Source organism: Agrobacterium fabrum str. C58, assembly GCF_000092025.1.
GTDB lineage: Bacteria > Pseudomonadota > Alphaproteobacteria > Rhizobiales > Rhizobiaceae > Agrobacterium > Agrobacterium fabrum.
This window is the reverse complement of the sequence record NC_003064.2, coordinates 241,808-260,905: the sequence shown is the minus strand read 5'-3', so window position 1 is coordinate 260,905 and position 19,098 is coordinate 241,808. Positions and strand designations below refer to the sequence as shown.

Genomic DNA, 19,098 nt, shown 5'->3' with positions numbered 1-19,098 from the left:
GCCATATGGTTACCGCATTAGAATTGAAACGACACAGGTTTAATAGCGTCACAGGTAGCCGTAAGGTTCATGCGTAGAACGCAACAATAGGCCTATTATTTGCATTTCACAGACGAAAGATTTTTCAGTTAAGTCTAAGGAAGAGGAACGCTGTCAGCGATTGGAGTAACTGACGGCTTGGAGGACATCATGACATCTCTGCTTGTAGCAACATCACGTGTTGTGGTGACGATCTCGCTCGCTTATGTGCCAGTAAAATCTGCTTTCGCCGCGCCACAGAATGCGGCTGGCCTGTGTTCGGCGATAGCTGCATCATCCATCCCCGCGTCAAGGATAAGCCTGCCAACCACGGGCGCAAAGATACAATCCGCAACCCTGATCGGCGGGTCTGATCCAGCCAATCAAAATGGCGAATATTGCAAGGTTATCGGGCAAATAAAGCCTGTCGATCCGAAGGCCCCGGACATCATCTGGCAGGTCAACTTGCCAAGCGTGTGGAATGGCAAGATGCTGCAGTATGGAGGCGGTGGCTACAACGGTAGCATTCCGCCCACTACGGACAAAACGACTTTAGGACTGGATGTCGTGCCGACACCGCTGACGCAGGGCTACGTCACCTTCGGCAGCGATTCCGGCCATCAAGCTCCGAACGCGGACGACGCCTCTTTCGCCAAAAACGATGAGGCGATGCTTAATTACGGCTATATGCACATCAAGAAAGTGCTTGATGTGGCGAAGGTTCTCGTTACTGAGCGATATGAGAAGCCTGTTACCCGCGTCTATTTTCAGGGCGGATCGACAGGTGGACGCGAAGGGTTGACGGCAGCCTCGCGCTGGCCGGAATCCTACGACGGCATTTTGACGAATTACCCAACGGCAAACTTTGTGGGACTTCGGCTCTGGGGAGCCGGTCTAGCGCGGGCCGTTTATGACGACAAATCCGCAGGCTGGATTCCGCCGAAGCTCGTGGAGAGAATTTCCAAAGAGGCCCTGAAATCTTGTGACGGCCTTGATGGCGTCGAAGATGGCCTTGTGGGCAACATGCAGCAGTGCCGTGCTCAATCCGCGGTGCTGGTTCAAAGCCTGGCCTGCAAATCAGACGTGACCGGAAACCCTGACGATTGTTTGACGCAAGCACAGATCGAGCGAACGCTGAAGATTTACCATGAAGGATATTCACTGCCTTATCAGTTGGCAAACGGCATAAACACCTATCCCGGCTATAACAGCCTTGAGGGTATCATGATGCAGCTCGGGTCGGAGCCTCAGATGCGCACACCTCCCGTTTCGGGGCCTAACGCGCATCACTCAAGCCGCTCTTTCGAATTCCTGCAAAACTTCGTCCAGCGCGATCAACCTCTCAATCTGCTTTCATTCGATATCCGCGAGCCGGGAAAACTCAAGGATCGGATCGTTGAGCTTTCTGATGTAATCGGTGCTACGAGGACGGATTGGTCTACCTTCAGCGACCGGGGCGGCAAGATCATCTGGCTTCAGGGCAATGACGACCCAAGTGTAAGTCCGCTGGGCAATGCCAAGTTGTTCGAATCCATCGTCGCGAAGATGGGCGCTGATAAGGTCAAGGGCTTCATGCGCTTCTTTCTTGTACCCGGCCTGGCGCATGGTGGCGGTCGTTTCTCGCCGACTTGGGATAACCTCGCTGCGCTCGACAATTGGGTTGAACACGATGTGCCCCCATCCAATCCGGTCGTCGTTGACGCGACAAAATCATCGACCAAGGGCCGTAGCAGACCGCTTTGCGAATATCCAAGCTGGCCAAAATATAAAGGCGATGGCGACGTCGCAATCGCTTCAAGCTTCAGCTGCGCCGATGATTGACCCAAAGGCGCTCAACACACCAATAAAAATTTTTTGGGAGGAATAGAATGACAGCAGGTCCCACTTTATCAAGACGTGCCGTTCTCGCAGCATCGGCTGCATCGACATTCGCCGCTGTCAGCCTTGTCGGAAAAACCGTATCCGCGGTAGACACGACACCTTACGTCGCGAACGGGAAACCATGGAAGACCGCAGGCGATGTGGCTGCCGCAGGCTGGTCTTCGGCAAAACTCGCGGAAATGGAGGCAAAGCTTTACCCAATGGCCACCACGTCTATGATGGTGGCACAGGGCGGAGAGATCGTTTATCGCTACGGCAATCTGTCCGATGTGAGTTACCTGGCTTCGGCTCGAAAAAGCATATTGTCCATGCTGTTCGGACGCTATGTCGCGGAAGGAAAAATCGATCTCGATATGACGATTGGCGAGATCGGCATTGAAGAGGACGACGGGCTTCTGCCGCTGGAAAAAACAGCTAAGCTCAAAGACCTTCTGACATCAAGTTCCGGCGTCTATCATGCAGCAGGTAGCCCCGGCGGTAGCGAAAACACGCCGGAACGCGGCAAGACGAAAACCGGTACTGTTTTTCTTTACAACAACTGGGATTTCAACGTGCTTGGTGCGATCTTCGAGAATCGTACCGGAAAAACTGTGTTCCAGGCACTGAAAGAGGATTTGGCGGACCCATTGGGTTTCGAAGATTTCGACATTAATCGCCAGCGGATGATGGGGTACGAAAATCAGTCCCGCTATCTAGCCTATCATCTTTTCCTGTCGGCACGTGATATGGCGCGCCTTGGGCAATTGATGTTGAAAGGTGGAAAATGGGGGGGAAAAACCATCGTGCCTGAAAGCTGGATTGCAGAAAGTACCAAGATGCGGTTCACGCCAGAGCAGACCAAGAGCAAGGAAGGTCTAGGATATGCCTATCTATGGTGGATACCCACATCCAGCGACCCCGCGTTCAAAGGCGCCTATTTGATGAACGGCAATTTCGGACAATTCGTTCTGTGCCTTCCGGCCATCGACACCGTCATTGTTCATCGCCGTGCGGTAACCGATGAGTTTGCCATCGCCAGAAATCAGGGAAAAACCACCTACGAGCCGACCAAGGTCTCGGCCGGTGATTTCATGAAGATTGCGGAATCGGTGGTCGCCGCCAGAACATAAGCCCGGTTCGGCACCCGGGCTCGCCCGCATCTCTCTCGGAGGTCCTGCTCTTCAGGAACAGACCGGGTGCTGATCAATCTTTCTTGCGAGACAGCACGATTGCTCGCCAGCGGCAAGCTTTTATTTTATCTAGTCATCCCGCATATCATTATAATCACGGTAGAATTTCAGGAGGGGGACAGGTTTGCCATGCAGCGGTTTCAATTGGGGTCAGTCGATCTCAATCTTTTGAAAGTCATTTATGCGCTGGTCGTCAAAGGCAACATGACGGCCGCCGGAGAATATATCGGCCTTTCCCAACCCGCCATGAGCCATGCTTTGAAGCGGGTGCGCGCTATAACGGGCGACGAACTCTTCAAAAAAACCTCCCGCGGCTTCGTCATGACGCGATTTTGCACCGAGATTTTCCCCGCAGTACGACGCATTATCGAAGACACAGAAACCGTTATGTTGCAGCGGCTGGCATTCGATCCCGCGACCTCGCATCGCGCTTTCAGGATTGGCATGAACGACTATTTTTCCGTCGTCCTCATGCCGCGTCTCGTGGAGCGGGTTCGGTCCGAGGCGGAGCATTGCGTTCTGGAGGTCATTCACATGCCGCGCACCGGTATCAGCCATAACAGGGATTTCATGCCCGTGGTTCAGGAGCATCTCAATGAAGGAACCATCGATGTGGCTGTCATGACCGCTGAGAATTTTCCTGCGCGCTATCGCTGCGCATCTCTCTTCACCGAAAGACGCGTCTGCATCATGTCGGCAAACAATCCGGCAGCGAAAGAACCGCTGACGCTTGATGCATTGCTGTCACTGGGGCATGTGAAGGTTACGTCGTCCCCAAGTCGTCGCGGCTGGATCGATGAGCGACTGGATGCGATGGGGCTGGAGCGGCGCGTTGTTGCGGTCGTACCGCATTTTTCCGCAGCCGTCGCCATCGTTTCTCGCAGCGATCTCGTCGCCATGATGCCGGAGAGCGTGGCAAAGCTATTCGAGCGGTCGCACGAGTTGTTGCTGCTGGAGTCGCCGTTCGAGGAGGAAAAGCAATCCACCAGCATGATCTGGCTCGCCGAAAAAGAACGCGATCCGGCAAGCCTGTGGCTACGTGAACAGATCTCCGCATGTTTTACGGATGACCTGCACTGATCAGCTTCCCTCACCTGACGCTGAGCTTCGCCGTGATGAGTTGGTCGGCAACGCTCAGGAACTGCTCCATTGTCACAGCGGGCAGTTCTTCCTTGAAGCTTCCGTCGTTGCGGGCAATGGCCAGATCGTCTGGAATGGCGCGTCGGTTGACTAACACCATATCGAGTGCAGGCATGCCCAGAATGAACTGCCCAAAATGTCCAGCTGCGACAAAGGCACCGTCCCACTCCGGCGTATCTTTGGTCACCACAGGGATCCACCAAAGGTAGCTATAGCCGGCAATGCGGGATTTTTCGCTCTCATTCATCTTACCGGCGGGAACACGAATGCGCGTGCTTTCTGCAACCCAGTCTGCCGGTATGATTTGCTCGTCACCCCAGCGACCGTTGCGCACCATCGACAGACCCAGTCGCGCCATGTCCCTGCCCGACAGGAAGAAGTGATAGGCAAGATAGCGCGACGCGCCGTCGTAACCCATCATGCGCTGGCGAGAAGGGTCGAAATCCTGAAGGCCCATCGGACCTGCGAAATCCTCTTCGAAGGCCTCGAAGACGCTGCGACCTGTCAGCTGTTCGAAGGCCGCGCCCAAAACGTTGAAATCCCAGTTATTGTAATGGAAATAGTCACCCGGCTTTTTCGAGCCGCGCTCTGGGATGTTCTTGGTGTTGCTGCCGGGGCTGCCGGGCTGATGATAGACACCAGAACTGCTGATCAGCAGATTACGCAGCGTCGCGGTCTTTTCGATCGGAAGAAGACCATGGTCCTCATCGATGTTCAAATCCGCCATGGTCAGATCGAGATCGATCTTGCCTTCGGCAACAGCCTTGCCGAAAAGCATCGAAAGAATACTTTTTCTGGTCGATGCGAGATAGCTGACTTCAGATACGTCGCCGTAGGTGTATAGCGCTTTGCCAGCGGCGACCGCCATGAAAGATGTGGTCGACAGACCATCGAGCATGGCGTCGACTCTTTCTCTGACCTCAGCAGAGAGCCCGTATTTTTCTGGAGAGGTCACATTCGCCCATTCCTTAGTGGGAAATTCCTGACTTATGGTCAGTTGTTGATGTTCCAGAGGTGCTGAAACAGACATGTTTGATCCTTTTGACATTGTCGATTGTGGGAGGTTCAATCGTTGAGATGGCAGGCACCTTTGTGCCCTGAGCCGATGGTTCGAAGTTCTGGTCGCTCTACACGGCATCGCTCCATCGCAAACGGACAGCGCGGGTGGAAATGGCAGCCTGACGGCGGCGAAAGCGGGCTTGGGATTTCGCCCTCTATGGATGAAAAGCGCCGTTGAACGGGATCTAGGCTTGGTCTTTCCTGAAGAAGCGCACGCGTGTATGGGTGGTTGGGGTGCGCAAACAGTTCTGCAACTGGCGCCTCTTCCACGACACGCCCGAGATACATGACGACAACGCGGTCGGATATGTGCTCGACCACGGAGAGATCGTGGCTGATGAACAGATAGGTGAGATCAAGTTGCTCTCTTAAATCGAGGAACAGGTTCAGGATCTGCGCCTGTATCGAGACATCGAGCGCTGCAACGGATTCGTCGCAGATCAACATATCGGGCTGAACAGCCAACGCGCGCGCAATGCCGATGCGCTGGCGCTGGCCGCCGCTGAACTGATGCGGAAACCAGCTGGCCATGGATGGATCAAGCCCTGACCGCTCCATCTGCTGGCTGACATAATCATCCAGCTCACGGGCGCTCGTCATCTTGTGGTGAAGCGGCGCTGCCCCGATGATCTCGCGCACGCGCTGTCGCGGGTTTAATGATGACGATGGGTCCTGAAAGATCATCTGGACTTTCAGCCGCGCGTCTTCTGCTGCCTTGCCGTCCATCTCCGCCAATTGCTTGCCGCGAAACAGAACCGAACCTTCGGAAGCTTGCAGCAACCCGGCCACTACGCGACCCAGTGTCGATTTTCCGCAGCCGGATTCACCAACGATGCCCACGACTTCGCGTTCTGAAACGGTAAGGCTGACATCATCCAGTGCTCCGACGACAGGATTTGGAGCTTTCAGGCCCATCAGTTCCGCACCGCGTTCAACCACGCCGGATTTACGGCTGAAGCGCTTGCTAACGTTGCGCACTTCCAAACGATTGCTCACGATGGCGCTCCTTCCATGACGGGGTGAAAACAGCGAAGAAGACGCCCTTCTGTCGGCTCAAGCGCCGGAGAATTGAGACAAATTTCGGTGGCAAAGGAGCAACGCGGGTGAAACGCACATCCTTTGGGCATATTGGCGACGGAGGGCGTGGTCCCCGATATCTGCCTTAGCCTTTCACCTCGCTTGTTATGGGCGGGCAGGCTTGCGATCAGGCCATTGGTATAAGGATGCAGAGGACGTCTCAGTAGATCGGCGGTTAAGCCTTGCTCGACGATACGCCCCGCATACATGACCGACAGTTTCTCGGCCAGGCCAGCAACAACGGACAGGTCATGGGTGACCCATATCAAAGCCGTCCCCTTTTCCCGCGCAAGCTTCTGAACGATGGAGAGGATTTGCGCCTGTATCGTCACATCAAGCGCAGTCGTCGGCTCATCTGCAATGATCACGTCTGGTGACATGAGAAGCGCGATGGCGATAGCCACTCGCTGCCGCATACCGCCGGAGAACTGATGCGGATAGGCGCTCAGGCGCTCCTCCGGACTTGGAATGCCGACCATGCCCAAGGCGTCGCGTGCACGCTCCCGCGCGACCTGTTTGCTGACGTTTTCGTGCGCATGCACAACTTCCATCATTTGCGTATCGATGCGAAGCACGGGATTGAGTGTCGACATCGGATCCTGAAAGATCATCGCGATCCGGTTGCCGCGGATCGACCGTAATTCTTTCTGCGATGCGCTTCGCAGGTCCCGCCCTTTGAACAGGATTTTCCCACCTGTCATCTGAACAGGCTTGTCGAGCAGTCCCATGATGGAAAGACCAGTCACGGATTTGCCGGAACCGGACTCCCCAACGAGCCCCATGACTTCGCCTGCAGCAAGGCTGAGGGTGATGTCGTCGATAAGTGTAATGTTGCCCTCATCGGTCACGACCTCGGTTTTCAAACCTTTGATTTCAAGCATGGCACTCATCTCCGTGCAGCCTTTGGGTCCACTAACTGGCGCAGCCGATCTCCAACGAGATTGATTGCAAAGATCGTGACCAGAAGCGCGATGCCGGGGAAAAGGGCGATCCAGTAGGTCCCTGACAGTATGAATTCGTATCCGCTGGAAATCAGAAGCCCGAGGGACGGTTCGGTCACCGGGACACCGAGACCCAAGAAGCTGAGTGTTGCCTCCAGCGTGATGGCACGAGCCACCTGCATGGTCAGCAGAACCACGAGGGGCGACAGACAGTTTGGCAGCAATTGGCGAAACAGAATGTTCCGATGCGGCAGTCGTAGAGACCGCGCTGCCTCGACATATTCACGGCGAAGCTCCGTCAAGGCAGCACCGCGTGCCGTGCGGGCATAGGTCGCCCATTCCACCAGGACAATGGCAAAAACGACATTGCCGACGCTCTTACCAAGGAGAGCGAGGATCAACAGTGCGGACAGGATCGTCGGAAAGGAAAGCTGCAGATCGACAAGCCGCATCATCGCGGTTTCAACCCTACCGCCAACATAGGCAGCTGTCAGGCCAAAAGCTGTACCGATGATGAAGGCGAGTGCCGCCGAGCCAAGCCCCACGATAAGGCTTATCCGCAGACCGTAGAGAATAGCCGATAGCATATCTCGACCTTGGTCATCCGACCCAAACAGGAAGGTAAAGCCCGTGGACGATTCCGTGCCGGGAGCCATACGCCCGTCCATGATGTCCAACTGCATCAGATCATATGGGTTTTGCGGCGACAGATATGGCGCAAACACCGCCATGAGAACGATCAGGAAAATCAGCGCCAATCCCATCACCGCCAAGGGCGAACGGGCGAACTGTCGCATGAATAGCAGGCCTGTCCGAAGTGTCGAGGAGTTCATAACTGCTTGCACATCACTCTCCCTGAAGCCGGATGCGTGGATCGAGCAGCCGGTAAGTGACGTCCACAACGAGGTTGATGATGACGAACATGACGACCACGAGCATGAGGTAGGCGACGATGACGGGGCGGTCGAGCGCGGCAATGCTGTCGATAATGATCTTGCCGACGCCCGGCCAGGCAAAGATGGTTTCGGTCACGACCGAAAATGCAATCGTCTGACCAATATCCAGACCGACGACAGTGACGACCGGGATCATAACGTTCTTGAGCACATGGACGCTGAGGATACGCTTTGGTGAAAGACCTTTTGCCCGGGCAAATCGCACATATTCACTCGACATCGCCTCGCGCACGCCAGCCTCAGTCAACCGCGTAACCATCGAGATATTGAAAAGTGATAGACTGATCGCCGGCAAAAGCATATGCCGCAGGCCATCCAGTGTTACGAAAGACCAGGGTATGCCGAACAGGATTTCGGTTGCGCCGCGTCCAGAGCTTGGGAGCCAGCCCAACTGGACGCTAAATATCATGATAAGAAGGACCGCGATCCAGAAAATCGGAAGGCTGAAGCCGAAGATCGAACCGATCATGATGATGCGTGCAAGGGGGCTTTCGGGTTTCCAGCCTGCGGCAAGTCCAAGCGGTACGCCAACGATCAGCGACAGCAAGACAGCGGCGAAAGCCAGTTCTAGCGTCGCGGGCAAGCGAGACAGGATCAGTTCGACCGCTGGCTCCTTGTAGACATAGCTGACACCGAGATTGCCTTGCAGAAGCCCTTTCAGAAACAGGAAGAACTGCTCATAAAGAGGCCGGTCGAGACCGAGGTCCGCAATCAAACGCAGGCGGTCATCATAGGTGGCTTCCGGCGGAAGCAAAGTTTCAATCGGGCTGCCGATCAGGTGAAGACCGACGAACACGATCAGGGCCATTGCAAGAGCGACCAGTATCGCTTGCATCAGGCGCTGCACAATCCATAGGGTCATGATACCCTCTTGTTATTGATAAGATACCGACCATCCACTTCCAAGGGGATGGCTTGGGGAGCACAGTATAGCCGACATTTGCTCGGGCAGCTTCGCCACCGATTGCCGGATGGTAAGGCTGGCGATGTGGAACCAGCCTCATATTTCCACCTTATTCGGAAACATCCTTGGCAAGCGTGCGCTCATCGATCCGCGGGGCGTAATTGAGCCCCTTGCGCAGCACCCAGGCGTTACTCTGCTGGTAGAGCGGGATGATGGCGCCATCAGTGATGGCAACCTTCACAGCCTCTATGAGGGCCGCTTCACGCGCCTTGTCGTCGTAGATCATCATCGCCTTGGAAACGAGGTCATCAAGCGCTGGATTGGAATAGCCGCTGTCATTGGCAGCACCCAGACCACGCTTTGGATCGACCGTGCCCAATACATTCACCAGCATCGAACTTGCGTCATAGGTCGCGTTACCGAGCCCGAGCAGCTTCATGGCGAATTCCGACTTACGCGACGAGAAGGTCGTCCATGGGAGAGCCTCCACATTCGTCTTCACGCCAATTCGCGTCCACATCTGCGCCACGGCTTGAACTACCGCAGGCGCATTGGGGTAGCGATCATTCGGCACATGAACTGTCAGCTGAAAACCGTCGGGATATCCGGCGTCGGCCAGTAGCTTCTTGGCGCCCGCAGCATCAGGCTTGGGCGGCTGAATGTCAGGCGTATAAGAAAACGCACCCTTGGGGAGCCACTGACCGGAGGCGGTTGCGGTACCTTCCATGATCTTGTCGACAATGCCCTCGCGATTGATCGCTTCGGAAAGTGCATTGCGAACGCGGGGATCGGCCAGAGGATTGTTATCCAACGCCTCTCCCTTTGGGCCCTTCACAAAGGCCTTCCAGGCATCACCCGATGTCGATGGCGCGAGATAGATGACACGCAGGCCAGGCGTGCTGACGAAAGAAAGGTTAGCCGTGGTTTTGAACCGGGCAATATCGGTCGCAGCCGGGGCGTCGATGACATCCACATCACCAGCGAGAGCTGCGGTGGTACGAGCGCTTGCGCTGGAAATCATGCGGTAGGTTGCGTGATCCCATGCGACCTTCTTGCCCCACCAATCGGGATTGCGCTCAAGACCAACCTCGATACCCTGCTTGAATGTCGTAAGGCGAAAAGCACCCGTGCCGATTGCTGCCTTGCCGGAGTTGTAATCTGCGGTATCGGCGCCCTCGCCCGCATGGCGCGACACGATAGCGATATTTGCGAGATCGCCTGGAAGCGTCGGTGCCGGTGCCTTGGTGCTGATGATGACCGCATTGTCGCCGTCCGCTTCGACGCTTGCAATATTGCGCATGAAACCGCCAAAACCGCCGGGGCTGTTCGGCACGCTTCCAGCGCGGTCGAGCGTGAAAATCACGTCGTCGGAAGTGAAGGGCTTGCCATCGTGCCACTTCACACCATCACGCAGAGCAAAGCGCCACTTCGTTTCTGAAACAGTGTCCCACTTCGTGGCCAAACCTTCCACTAGCCGACCTTCGGCGGTGCGCTCCGTCAATCGGTCGAAAATCTGCATAGCAATCGCGTTATTTGGCGAGGCATTGTAAAAATGCGGATCAATCGAGGTCACGGTTCCGCTTAGACCGATCGTCAAATTTTTCGCCATCACGGGTTGGGCGACCAGGCCGATCAGGCTGGTCAGAAGAAGCACACCAGTTTTCATCATCTCGTTCCCTTTTTTCGAACCTGGAAATGTCACAAGTTCGCTTCTTCTGATCCTCCAACGGAAGTTTAGATTTAACAAATGAATGTTTTTTTGCCTACTTCATCCATGGCATGAATAACGCACTTTGGGATGGCTCCTCTTGCATCCCGAATTTCCATCGTTCGAGAAATGCTGGATCACTCCTCGACGAAAGAGCGCACATGATGGAATGTCGAGGAGGTAACCCACGAACCTTGAAAATCTGACGAAAGTAAGCACCACGCTGGGGTGAAAAGCTTCCGCCTGACTTCCAGTTCAGTCGTTCAGATTAAGAGGTTCTCCGCCTTGAGCGGAAACGAACTCGCGACCTCTTAATGCCTGCCGAGCTCATTACGTTAATTGCCCGCGATAATGTCCTCTTTCATGGATATAGACGGACTCATGTGGACGGGATTTACACACCTTGCTCGAAGCGCTTTGCTCTCGCCGCCCATGTTCACTCCTTGCTGACCATCGCTGACTGGGAAGCCGTAAAGGCGTGTGTCGACAATCTCAACGCACTTTTAGTTAGACAACTGGCGATACCTGTCGGGGCTTGGTGTCAGCAATTATCTCGTGGTATCCGCCATAACCGCTCATTCCAAATCAACCTCCGCCCCATCTCCGTGTCGCAGTATGAAAGCCGAGGCATGTTCCAAGCGCGACATGAATCCCCAAACCAGCTGGCCGCGCCTCGGGACGGAGTTGAGTGCTTGCGATTAATGTTGCATTTCCAACATTTTTATTGTTGTATTCACCAAACATTCGCCCAGATAAGGCAGCACAGATGTTGTACAATACAGATTTTCTTTCGCGGCTGACACAAGGCGTGAAATACCTTTCGTCAGCGTGGGGCCTCTCGTCCGAGGCCAAACTGACGCTCTTGACGATCTCCGAGAACGCGACTTTTCGGATCGCCGACGAAAACAGCGGGCGCAACCTGATCGTGCGAGTGCATCGGCCCGACTACCATACTGAAGCAGAGATCCTTTCTGAGCTCGCTTGGATCGATGCGCTGAGGCAGGATGGGGTGGTTGTCACGCCCCGGCCGATCTCAGCGAACGATGGCAGCCTCCTTCAAATCTTCTCAGACGGCGAAACCATGCGCCACGCCGTCGCCTTCGAATACATGGCCGGCAAGGAACCAGATGCTGAATCCGACCTCGTCCACTGGTACAGGACGCTCGGCGAAATTAACGCGAAACTGCATGCGCATAGCCGCAGATGGACGCGTCCGGAGAATTTCATTCGAAAGACCTGGAACTTCAACCGCATCCTTGGGAACGGCGCCTATTGGGGCGACTGGCGTGACGCCCTTGGGCTGAAGCCCGATGGGAAGTCCGTTTTAGAAAGAACGCACGCGCTGCTCGAAACACAGACCTCCGCCTACGGCTATGGGGAGGAGCGCTTCGGCCTTGTTCACTGCGACATGCGCGCCGCGAACCTTCTGGTCGACGGTGACAGACTTGGAGTGATCGATTTCGACGATTGCGGTCTGTCCTGGTTCGCTTACGATTTTGCCGCCGCGATCAGCTTCATGGAACATGAGCCCTTCATTCCAGACCTGATGGCGGCCTGGCTCGAAGGCTATCGCCGCGTCGCACCTCTCGATGCGCAACACGAGGCTGCCCTGCCGATGTTCATTATGCTTCGCCGCATGCAACTCACCGCATGGATCGCTTCCCACGCAGAAACGCCGACGGCCCAGTCCATGGGTACGGCCTACACCGATGGCACTGTGGCGCTCGCCGAGTGCTATCTGGCCGAGCACCGTTGAGGAGAGCCCAATGAGCGCCACCACTAAGGAAATTCTCGACCTCAACCGTTTTGATGCGAGCCGTACCGAGGGATTTCCCGCTGAACTTGCAGAGCGCGTTGCCAAGCGCCAGGCAACTTTTGGAGCTTCCTCCGTACTCTTTTATGAGCAGCCGATCGAGATGGTGAGCGCGCAGGGCGCCTATCTGTATGACGCCGGCGGACGCAAGTATCTCGACGTCTACAACAACGTACCGTCGGTCGGCCACTGCCATCCACGGGTGGTCGAGGCCATCGCCCGACAGGTCGGCGAACTCAACATCCACACGCGCTATCTCAACCGCGTCGTCGAGGCTTACACCGAAAATCTGCTATCCAAATTCCCGGCAGGCCTCAGCAATGTCGTTTTGACCTGTACGGGCAGCGAGAGTAACGACCTCGCCCTGCGCATCGCCCGCATTGGGACCGGGGCCGAAGGCTTCATCGTCACCGAGGCAGCCTATCACGGCAACACTGCGCTGGTGACGGAAGTCTCCCCCTCGTCGCTGCGCAAGCGCAAACCCGCCGCATTTGTGGCAATCATTCCAGCGCCCGCCGCTCGTGATGGCATGAGCGTGGCCTCAAACTTCGCCGCGTCCGTGGAACAGGCAATCAACGAGCTCAATTCACGAGGCATTAAATTCGCTGCGTTGATCGTTGACACAATCTTTTCCAGTGACGGCATCTATGCCGATCCTGCAGGTTTCCTGAAGGAGGCGGTTGACGTGGTGCACCGAGCCGGCGGCCTGTTGATCGCCGATGAGGTCCAACCGGGCTTCGGCCGGACGGGAGGCAGCCTTTGGGGCTTCGAGCGTCACGGTGTCACGCCCGACATTGTCACGATGGGTAAGCCGATGGGCAATGGCTTCCCCATGGGCGGCGTCGTAACACGACCTGACCTGCTCCAGAGGTTCTGCGAGGAAACCGGTTATTTCAATACCTTCGGAGGCAATCCGGTAGCTGCCGCCGCAGGCCATGCCGTGCTGCGAGTGATTGAGGAGGAAGGTCTGATCGAACGCTCGGCCACTGTCGGCGGTTACTTCAAGCAGTCGCTCCAGGCTTTGCAAAGTCGGCATTCGGAAATCGGCGATGTGCGGGGCGCCGGCCTTTTCATCGGTCTTGATTTTGTCGACCCCGCCACGGGGGAGCCGGACAGCACACGCGCTACCCATGCGATCAATCAGTTGAGGCACAACAGTATATTGATCGGGGCAGCGGGCAAATATGGCGCGACGCTGAAGATCCGGCCGCCACTGTGTTTTTCGAACGAGGATGTCGACCTCTTCACCGGCACCCTGGACATTATTCTCCAGGCGCGCCGAGCCGCCTGAAGACATTGCAGGCAAGCCGGGCGATGATGTCGCCCGGCTTCTTTCAATTTCAGCCCATTACCTCCAGCGCACCGAGCGATTCCGGCAGGATCTGACCGCCATCGACGACGATCGACTGGCCGGTGATATAGGCTGCCTCCTCCGATGCAAAAAACAGCGCGGCGTTCGCGATGTCCGCCGGCATACCCAGACGACGCAATGGCACGGAGGCCTCCATCGTGGCGATATAATCTGGACCGTTGCCCTCGAGCCCCTCAGTCATGATATTGCCTGGCATAACGGCATTGACCGTAATGTTCTTTGGCGCCAGCTCAATCGCGGCAGTACGCATGAAGCCAAGCTGGCCGGCCTTGCTTGCCCCATAATGCGACCAGCCCGGATAACCGGTGATCGGCCCAGTGATCGACGAGGTGATGATGATACGGCCCGCACCGGCCGAGGTCATCGCCGGCAACACCGCGGAAACGCTGAGAAAGGTACTTTTGAGATTGGTTGAGATCACGTGGTCGAAATCGGCCGCCGACATTTCCCCCAGCTTCGCCGCCGGGAAGATTCCGGCATTTGCGCACAGCACGTTAACCCCGCCATAGCGGGTTACGGCAGCATCGACCATCGCCTTGCAGCCCTCCTCTGTACTGACATCCGCCGCAAACCCCGAACCGTTTACTCCGATTTCGGATGCCACCCTGTCGGCATCGACCTGGCTGCGCGACACGACGAGGACATTCAGGCCGGCCTCCCCGAAGCGCAGTGCTATGCCCTTGCCAATTCCTCGGCTTGCGCCGGTAACGATGACGGTCTTGCCTTGCAATGACTTCAACATGTTCCACTCACTTTTTTGTTGTAACTTTCACAAATTAACGAGGCGCTATTGCCTCAATTCGAGGCGTCAGATCAAAACATCGGCACGCATCACGCTCCTTCTGCACAAAAGAAATGCAAAGCAATATTAGATCGTTAGCAGCCATATTCCGCGACGATCACATTGGTCTACGGACGCTGTGCCTCCTGTTACGCTTTCCAACATGAAGCAGAAAATACGTGTTGTAAATCACACATTTTTGCGACAAAGTTCCAACATAATTGATCCGTGAGCCATTCACGCGGCCGAGAAAAGGGGAACCACGATGATGAAAATCTCCAGACGCAATATGATGCAGATGATGGGTGCGGCCGCTTTTGCTGGTCCGCTGGCAAGCGCCACGCGTGCCTTCGCGGCCCGCGAAAAAGAGCTGAATATCCTGTGCTGGGAGGGCTACAATTCCGCGCAGGTCCTGGATCCGTTCCGCTCCAGCGAGTCTGCTACGGTCAAGGCCGAGAGCCTGACCAACGACCCGACCATGATCAACCGGCTACGCGCGGGCGAAACCAAAATCTGGGACCTCATCAACGTCAATAATCCCTGGGCCCGCAAGGTCATGGGGCCGGCCGGCCTGATCAAGCCGCTGCCGCGCGCCGAGTTCGAACCCTATTTCGATGCCATGCTCCCCAACTTTAAGGCACCCTATCGTTGGGCGATGAGCGACGACGGCGGGGACCTGCTCGGTATGGCGCAACGCTTCGGGCCCTATAGCTTTGTGGTCAACACAGACAAGATCAGCAAGTCAACGGCGGAGGAGCAGGGCTGGGACCTGTTCAATGACGCCTCGCTCGCTGGCAAGTACGGAATACAGGAATCCGACGACTGGAACGTGTTCAACATTTTCCTGATCGCCGGCATAGACCCGTTCAAGGAGCACACACAGGAACAGTTCAAGGTCTTCGCCGAAACCGCTGAAAAGGTGTTCAAGGGCGCCAAAATGGTCGGCGACATGGCGTCACTCAATCAGGCTCTCGTCTCGGGCGAGATCGACCTTTATATGACCGGTGGCACCTATTCCGTTTCTCCCGCGCGCGCCGACGGCTATACGAACTTGCGTGCGATCACGCCACTCAGGGGGCCGATGGACGGCAAGGGCGGCATTTCCTGGATCGAGATCACCTCGACGGTCAACAATCCCGAGCTTTCGCCGCTTGCGGTGGAGTTCCTGAAATACGTCCAGGATCCGAAAGTCGCCCACACCGTCGCTTTTGCCGAAGGCACATTCAATCCGGTAACGCAGATGGGCAACCCCAAGTGCTTTGAACTCTTCACAAAGGACGAGATGGAAGCCATCCAGTGGGATACCGTTGAGGAGGACATGGCGCGCTCGGCGCAATACGACATCGTACCCGACTACGACAAGGCACTGGAACTGATGACCGCTGCCAAGCGACTGCGCGGTTGAGCCAAGCCTGTCCCGACGGAGCAAAGAACATGAGCCTTGCGATGATCTCGCCCAGCCTGCCCGACACCTCATCGACAATCCAAGCCCAAGTGCAACCGGCGCCGAAACCGGTACTGCAACTGGTCGACGTTCGAAAGATTTTCGGCGATTTTGCCGCGGTTGACGGCATCAGTGTCGATATCAAGGAGGGCGAATTCGTCACCATTGTCGGACCCTCCGGGTCCGGCAAGACGACACTTCTGCGCATGCTGGCCGGCATGGAATCACCATCAGAAGGCTATATCACGCTGCGTGGCGAGGTGATCAACAGCGTGCCGGCCGACAAGCGGCCAACATGTCTCGTCTTCCAGTCACTTGCGCTTTTCCCGCACAAGACAGTCGGCGAGAACATCGAGTTTCCGCTGAAGGTCCGCAAAATGCCGGCTGCCGAACGGAGAATCCGCGCGCTCGAATTCATGCGCATGGTGCGCCTGCCCGAGAGCTATTACTCCAAGAACGTGATGCGTTGCTCCGGCGGCGAAAAACAGCGCGTGGCGCTCGCTCGCGCCTTTGCCTACGATCCCGACGTTCTGTTCTTCGACGAGCCGCTATCGGCACTCGACTACAAACTGAAGAAAGTTCTGGAAAAAGAGCTGAAGGACCTGCACCGCGAAAGCGGCAAGACCTTTGTCTACATCACCCATTCGCTTGAGGAAGCCATGGTCATGTCTGACCGCGTCGGGGTGATGAGCCGTGGCCACCTTGTTCAGATTGGCACGCCCGAGGAAATCTATACCAAGCCGGCAACGCGCTTCGTCGCGGAGTTTTTTGGCGAGGTCAACAGTTTCGAAGTCAAGCGTAAGGGTGAGGGCGCCTGGACGCTTGCCGACGGCAAGCCGATCACCGTTGCGCCGGTCGCAGAAGCGATTGGCGAGACGGCAACTGTCATCGTCCGGCCCGAAACCATGCGCTTCATCACCGGCGCATCGAGCGCTGACAATCTGATCTCCGGTACGATCTACAACGAATACTCTCTCGGCTCGCGCATGCAGTACCAGGTTCATTCGGGGGACCGTATCTACCTGGTCGAGGCCGCACGCTCAGCCGTCTCTGGTGTCAGTTCAGGCGACCTCGTTACCATCGGCTGGGATGCCAGCGACGCCATCGTGGTGGGAGACTGATATGGCAACCATGACCCACGCCGAAACGGCCGGCGGGAAAAGCCCTTTGCCATCCCTCTCTGCAGGGTTGCGCGCCGCCGCGCCTGTCACGATCCTTCTGCTGCTTGGCTTTCTCGCTCCGCTGCTGACGGTGGCCGCCTACGCCTTCGCCACGCCGAAGAGCTTCACGGTATTTCGCTCATTCACATTCGCCAACTTTGCTGTGATCTTTGACGCCTCTAACACCGTTTGGATGTCATTTGCCTGGTCGATCGCCTATGCCTTGGCCACAGTCATATTATTGGCAGTAATCGCCTATCCGATCGCCTATGGACTTAATCGAATGTTTGGCAGGTGGTCTGGCCTTGTCGGCGTGCTCTTCGTCTTTCCGCTGTTCGTGTCGGAAAATGTCCGCCTCTATGGTTGGGTGCTCTTTTTTATCAAGAACGGCGTACTCGACGGCGGGCTGAAGTGGCTCGGCTTCTCAGGCGGACCTGAGCTTCTTTACACACCTGGTGCCATCCTCTTCGGCATGATCTATGTCTATCTCCCTTTCATGCTTTTCCCAATGTCGCTTGGCATTGCCATGATCCCCCGGGACCTCGTCGATGCGGCCCGCGATCTTGGGGCTGATCGGCTGATGATCTGGCGGGAGATCGAGTTGCCACTCGCCATGCCCGGTATCCTGATCGGCATGTTGCTCACCTTTGTGCTCGGGGCAGGCGCGATCGCCGAATCCAAGATCCTCGGCGGACAGTCGGTTATCACAATCGCGCAGGATATCGAGATTGCTTTCACATATGCACAGAATTGGCCGCTTGGCTCGGCGCTCGCCCTCCTGCTCGTCGCCATCGTCAGCGGGCTTGCCCTTTACGTCCTGTCCAAGCTCGATCTCGACCGCATTCTGGGAAAGAAGTGAGACATGGAAACCCGCTCGCAAATCCGCGCCCGCGCTTTCGTCAAGGCCTGGACCGCTTTCGTCGTCCTTGCCGTATACCTCCCGATCCTTTGCGGAGCATTGGCCGGCCTGTCCAAGGGGCGCTATTTCGGCTTCCCGATCCGCGTCTTTTCAACGGAATGGTGGGGCAAGACCCTGGCCTCGCTCGAGATCCAGACGCTGGTACAGAACTCCATTCTTATCGCTTTCATCGTCACTCTGGTCTCCGTGATCCTCGCCTTCTTTGGCGCGCTCGCCTTTGCCCGCTACGAGTGGAAGGGACGCAAGCTGTTCCAGAAGGCCATCCTTCTGCCTGTGTTCTTTCCGCAGCCCGTGCTGGGGCTCGCGCTGCTCCTGTGGTTCAATGCACTTGGCATCAATCCGAGTTGGCAGACGGCCGTCGTCGCTCATCTCGTCTGGATCGTTCCGGTGGTGACACTGGTCATCGCCATTCAGGTCTATTCCTTCGATCCGACGTTGGAGGAGGCCGCCCGTGACCTTGGAGCGAGCCGCTGGTTCATTCTGCGCGAGATAACCTTGCCAATCCTTTGGCCGGGCATCTGGTCAGGCGCCCTGTTCGCGTTCCTGCTCTCCTGGGGCAATTTTCCGCTGTCGCTCTATACGGCAGGCGTCGACTCGACGATCCCGAAATGGCTCTATTCGAAGATGGTTGCCGGCTATTCGCCGATGGTGCCGGCGCTTGGCACGATGAGCACGCTTTCCGCCGCCGCATTGTTGCTGGCCGGCGGGCTTACCATCATGCTGGTTCGCCGCCGGCAGGCGGATGCATGAGGACGC

16 protein-coding genes are annotated in these 19,098 nt (G+C 56.5%); 9 read left to right on the top strand and 7 right to left on the bottom strand.

Annotation, left to right across the window (positions count from 1 at the left end; genetic code table 11):
• Positions 1-189 precede the first annotated feature (189 nt).
• The 3 genes from ATU_RS25160 to ATU_RS25150 all read left to right on the top strand — a co-directional run bounded on the left by ATU_RS25160 (position 190) and on the right by ATU_RS25150 (position 4,148).
• Complete coding sequence (locus ATU_RS25160; protein ID WP_010974521.1) at positions 190-1,839, top strand: tannase/feruloyl esterase family alpha/beta hydrolase; 1,650 nt, start codon at positions 190-192, stop codon at positions 1,837-1,839.
• A gap of 47 nt (positions 1,840-1,886) precedes the next feature.
• A complete protein-coding gene (locus ATU_RS25155; RefSeq protein ID WP_010974520.1) occupies positions 1,887-3,008 on the top strand; it encodes a serine hydrolase domain-containing protein in 1,122 nt (373 codons plus the stop codon).
• 189 nt (positions 3,009-3,197) lie between these two features.
• Positions 3,198-4,148 (top strand): LysR family transcriptional regulator, encoded by a 951-nt coding sequence (locus ATU_RS25150; RefSeq protein ID WP_010974519.1) that lies wholly within the window; start codon positions 3,198-3,200, stop codon positions 4,146-4,148.
• 10 nt (positions 4,149-4,158) lie between these two features.
• Here the strand turns inward: ATU_RS25150 and ATU_RS25145 are convergent, their stop codons facing one another.
• The 6 genes from ATU_RS25145 to ATU_RS25120 form a co-directional block, all read right to left on the bottom strand.
• Positions 4,159-5,238: a serine hydrolase domain-containing protein gene (locus ATU_RS25145; protein ID WP_010974518.1), complete on the bottom strand. Its 1,080-nt coding sequence runs from the start codon at positions 5,236-5,238 to the stop codon at positions 4,159-4,161.
• 35 nt (positions 5,239-5,273) lie between these two features.
• Entirely contained in the window at positions 5,274-6,263 is a 990-nt protein-coding gene (locus tag ATU_RS25140) for an ABC transporter ATP-binding protein (protein WP_010974517.1), read from the bottom strand.
• Positions 6,260-7,234, bottom strand: coding sequence for an ABC transporter ATP-binding protein (locus tag ATU_RS25135; RefSeq protein ID WP_010974516.1), 975 nt, complete (start codon positions 7,232-7,234; stop codon positions 6,260-6,262). Before ATU_RS25135 ends, ATU_RS25140 begins: the two co-directional genes overlap by 4 nt.
• Complete coding sequence (locus ATU_RS25130) at positions 7,231-8,118, bottom strand: ABC transporter permease (RefSeq protein ID WP_010974515.1); 888 nt, start codon at positions 8,116-8,118, stop codon at positions 7,231-7,233. Before ATU_RS25130 ends, ATU_RS25135 begins: the two co-directional genes overlap by 4 nt.
• Positions 8,119-8,131: 13 nt before the next feature.
• Complete coding sequence (locus ATU_RS25125; protein WP_035257039.1) at positions 8,132-9,103, bottom strand: ABC transporter permease; 972 nt, start codon at positions 9,101-9,103, stop codon at positions 8,132-8,134.
• A 151-nt stretch (positions 9,104-9,254) separates the two neighbouring features.
• Positions 9,255-10,814 carry an ABC transporter substrate-binding protein gene (locus ATU_RS25120; protein ID WP_010974513.1) on the bottom strand — a complete coding sequence of 520 codons (1,560 nt, stop codon included), beginning with the start codon at positions 10,812-10,814 and terminating at the stop codon, positions 9,255-9,257.
• An 805-nt stretch (positions 10,815-11,619) separates the two neighbouring features.
• Between ATU_RS25120 and ATU_RS25115 the strand changes: the two genes are divergently transcribed.
• Complete coding sequence (locus ATU_RS25115; RefSeq protein ID WP_010974512.1) at positions 11,620-12,609, top strand: phosphotransferase enzyme family protein; 990 nt, start codon at positions 11,620-11,622, stop codon at positions 12,607-12,609.
• Positions 12,610-12,619: 10 nt separating this feature from the next.
• Positions 12,620-13,957 carry an aspartate aminotransferase family protein gene (locus ATU_RS25110; RefSeq protein WP_010974511.1) on the top strand — a complete coding sequence of 446 codons (1,338 nt, stop codon included), beginning with the start codon at positions 12,620-12,622 and terminating at the stop codon, positions 13,955-13,957.
• A 49-nt stretch (positions 13,958-14,006) separates the two neighbouring features.
• Here ATU_RS25110 and fabG read toward each other — a convergent pair whose 3' ends face one another.
• Positions 14,007-14,780: a 3-oxoacyl-ACP reductase FabG gene (gene fabG, locus ATU_RS25105; RefSeq protein WP_010974510.1), complete on the bottom strand. Its 774-nt coding sequence runs from the start codon at positions 14,778-14,780 to the stop codon at positions 14,007-14,009.
• Between the two features lie 304 nt (positions 14,781-15,084).
• Here fabG and ATU_RS25100 point away from each other — a divergent pair, with 304 nt between their 5' ends.
• From ATU_RS25100 to ATU_RS25085, 4 genes are read left to right on the top strand one after another with little or no spacing between them, the layout of a single operon-like run.
• On the top strand, positions 15,085-16,224 hold the full coding sequence (locus ATU_RS25100; protein WP_010974509.1) for an ABC transporter substrate-binding protein: 1,140 nt from the start codon (positions 15,085-15,087) through the stop codon (positions 16,222-16,224).
• A 29-nt stretch (positions 16,225-16,253) separates the two neighbouring features.
• Positions 16,254-17,384 carry an ABC transporter ATP-binding protein gene (locus ATU_RS25095; RefSeq protein ID WP_010974508.1) on the top strand — a complete coding sequence of 377 codons (1,131 nt, stop codon included), beginning with the start codon at positions 16,254-16,256 and terminating at the stop codon, positions 17,382-17,384.
• 1 nt (position 17,385) lies between these two features.
• Positions 17,386-18,282 carry an ABC transporter permease gene (locus ATU_RS25090; protein ID WP_010974507.1) on the top strand — a complete coding sequence of 299 codons (897 nt, stop codon included), beginning with the start codon at positions 17,386-17,388 and terminating at the stop codon, positions 18,280-18,282.
• 3 nt (positions 18,283-18,285) lie between these two features.
• Positions 18,286-19,092 carry an ABC transporter permease gene (locus tag ATU_RS25085; RefSeq protein ID WP_010974506.1) on the top strand — a complete coding sequence of 269 codons (807 nt, stop codon included), beginning with the start codon at positions 18,286-18,288 and terminating at the stop codon, positions 19,090-19,092.
• Positions 19,093-19,098: the final 6 nt, after the last annotated feature.